4 protein-coding genes and 1 riboswitch are annotated in these 2,683 nt (G+C 74.1%); of the genes, 3 read left to right on the top strand and 1 reads right to left on the bottom strand.

Annotation, left to right across the window (positions count from 1 at the left end; genetic code table 11):
* Positions 1-402: FAD-dependent oxidoreductase (locus B9S61_RS11565; RefSeq protein ID WP_146064794.1), on the bottom strand; the 402-nt coding region annotated here is incomplete at its 3' end.
* Positions 400-511, bottom strand: a riboswitch (TPP riboswitch). It overlaps the preceding gene by 3 nt.
* A gap of 37 nt (positions 512-548) precedes the next feature.
* On the opposite strand from B9S61_RS11565, the gene B9S61_RS11560 reads away from it, so the two are divergent.
* The 3 genes from B9S61_RS11560 (at position 549) to B9S61_RS11550 (ending at position 2,648) form a co-directional block, all read left to right on the top strand.
* Positions 549-917 carry a hypothetical protein gene (locus B9S61_RS11560; RefSeq protein WP_103542182.1) on the top strand — a complete coding sequence of 123 codons (369 nt, stop codon included), beginning with the start codon at positions 549-551 and terminating at the stop codon, positions 915-917.
* A 9-nt stretch (positions 918-926) separates the two neighbouring features.
* Complete coding sequence (locus B9S61_RS11555) at positions 927-2,165, top strand: NAD(P)/FAD-dependent oxidoreductase (RefSeq protein ID WP_181007332.1); 1,239 nt, start codon at positions 927-929, stop codon at positions 2,163-2,165.
* A gap of 117 nt (positions 2,166-2,282) precedes the next feature.
* On the top strand, positions 2,283-2,648 hold the full coding sequence (locus B9S61_RS11550; protein WP_103542180.1) for an Rv2175c family DNA-binding protein: 366 nt from the start codon (positions 2,283-2,285) through the stop codon (positions 2,646-2,648).
* Positions 2,649-2,683 lie beyond the last annotated feature (35 nt).

Below are 2,683 nucleotides of genomic sequence, written 5' to 3'. Positions count from 1 at the left end.
GCGCCGGCACTCCCGCCCGGACAGCCACTGCGCGTCCAGCCCCGACCGCTGCTGCAAGGCGTGCAGTTCGCGCAGATGGGCGCGGTCGTCGGCGTCCAGGGCCACGGCGAGCGTGCCGCAGCGGCGGTAGCCGAGGTCGTGGCCGGTGAGTTCGGTGAGCTCGGCCGCGAAGTCGGGGTAGCGCCGCGCGGAGTCGAGGTTCAGGCCGAGCAGCGTCTCCTCGCCGTAGTGCAGTTCGGTGACCGCGGCCAGCATCCCGGCGGCCACCCGGGCGGCGCCGCCGCCCGGCTCGGGATCCACCACGGCCGTGGTGAGACCCCGCTGCGCGGCCCGCCAGGCCGTGACCAGACCGACGATCCCGCCCCCGACGACGAGGACGTCTGACGTACGCGTGAACGACATGGGCGTCCAGCCCCTCCCTTCGCCGGCATGACCCGGATCAGGTTCGTACGGTCGGAGGCCGCCAGCCTCCCTCTCAGCCCGGTGCGTCCGGGCTCCCGCGAGTGCCTTACGTTGGCCACCCTACGCACATGCAAGGGAGCCTCCAAGTGGCCCGATCGCTCGACGGACTCGTTCTCTCCCCCGTTGCCGACCAGGCTCCCGGCCAGGTCGGCACCCGCACCCGGTTCGACTACCACGAGCGGGACGGTGAGATCTGGGCCGACTACGCCGGGGGCGACGTGGTGCGCGGGCACCTGGTGGGCACCCGCGCGGGGGACCGGCTGGACTTCCGCTACGTCCAGCTCAAGCGGGACGGCACGACGTCCTCGGGGCACTGTGTGTCCACGGTCGTGGAACTGCCCGACGGGCGGGTGCGGCTGGAGGAGCGCTGGGAGTGGGAGTCGCAGCCGGGCAGCGGCACGAGCGTGGTGGAACAGCTCCCGGATCACGGGACCCGCCGAGGACCGAGTGACTAGGGTGAGCGGGTGAGCGAGCAGACGCAGGAACCGGGACGGTCCGCACCGCGGCGGGTGGTGGTGGCGGGCGCGGGCATGGCCGGTGTGCAGACCGCGGCCGCCCTGCGGGAGCAGGGCTTCACCGGCACCGTGACCCTGATCGGCGCGGAGCCCCACCAGCCTTACGACCGGCCGCCGTTGTCCAAGGCGGTCCTGCTCGGCAAGGCCGAGGACTCCGCCCTCGACGTCGACTTCGAGGAACTCGGCATCGAACTGCGGCTCGGCTGCGAGGTGCTGGGCCTGCGCCCGGACGACCACGAACTCGACACGGAGGCCGGGCCCGTCCCGTACGACGTGCTGGTCATCGCCACCGGCGCGGAACCGGTACGGCTGCCGGGCGCGGAGGGCGTCCGGGGCGTGCATCTGCTGCGCACCCTGGACGACGCCGAACGGCTGCGCCCGGTGCTCGCCCGGCAACACGACATCGTGGTGGTCGGCGCCGGCTGGATCGGCGCGGAGTTCGCCACCGCCGCCCGCGAGGCCGGCTGCGCGGTCACCGTCGTGGAGGCCGCCGGGCGGCCGCTCACCGAGGTGCTCCCCGCGGAGGTGGCCGCCCCGATGACCGCCTGGTACGCCGAGGCGGGAGTGGCGCTGCGCACGCACGCGCGCGTGGAGCGTGTCGAGGAGGGCGCCGTGGTCCTGGACGACGGTACCCGGCTGCCCGCGGGTGCCGTGGTCGTCGGCATCGGGGCGCGGCCCGCCACGGCCTGGCTGGCCGGCTCCGGGATCGGCCTCGGGACGCGGGGCGAGGTCGTCGCCGACCACCATCTGATGACCTCCCTGCCGGACGTGTACGCGGTCGGCGACTGCGCGTCCTTCCCGTCCGGGCGCTACGGGGAACGTCTGCTGGTCCACCACTGGGACAACGCCCTCCGGGGGCCGCGCACGGTCGCGGTGAACATCCTCGGCGGGCCGGGACACGCCCCGGCGGTGTACGACCCGGTGCCGTACTTCTGGTCCGAGCAGTTCGGGCGCTTCGTCCAGTACGCGGGACACCACGCGGACGCCGACCGGACCGTGTGGCGCGGGGACCCGGGAGAGGCGGCGTGGAGCGTCTGCTGGCTGCGGGAGTCCCGGCTGGTCGCGCTGCTCGCGGTGGGGCGGCCCCGGGACCTGGCGCAGGGGCGCCGGCTGATCGAGGCGGGCACGGCGATGGACGCGGACCTCCTGGCGGACCCGGCACGGCCACTGAAGTCGGCGACGGCCTGACGCGGTCCCGTACGGCGGTCCCGACGGCGGTCCCACATGGCGTGTCCTGCCGACGCGTCCGCCCAGGTGGCGGGGGGCTGGCTTCCGACTGTCGGTGGCAGGTGGCAGGCTTGTCCCGTGACCGAGATTGACGCAAAGATCGATGCTCTCGTCCCCGCCTGGCTCACCCTCCCCGACATCGCCGAACAGTTCGGCGTCGAGGTGACGCGCGTCCGGCAGCTGGTCAGGGACGGCCAGCTCATCGCCGTACGCCGGGGTGAGAACCGCGCGCTGCACGTCCCCGCCGCCTTCGTCGACGGGGACAAGGTGGTCAAGGGGCTGGCCGGGACCCTGACGCTCCTGCGGGACGACGGCTTCGCGGACGACGAGATGCTGGAATGGCTCTTCACCCCCGACCCGTCCCTGCCGGGCACCCCCGCGCAGGCGCTCAGCGAGAACCGTGGCACGGAGGTGAAGCGCCGGGCCCAGGCACTCGCCGTCTGACCCGCACCCGACCGACCGGAGTCCGGACCCCACCG

Source organism: Streptomyces sp. SM1, assembly GCF_002910825.1.
Lineage (GTDB): Bacteria > Actinomycetota > Actinomycetes > Streptomycetales > Streptomycetaceae > Streptomyces > Streptomyces okerensis.
Note: the sequence above shows the minus strand (reverse complement) of the source record. Positions and strands in the feature narration are given on the sequence as shown.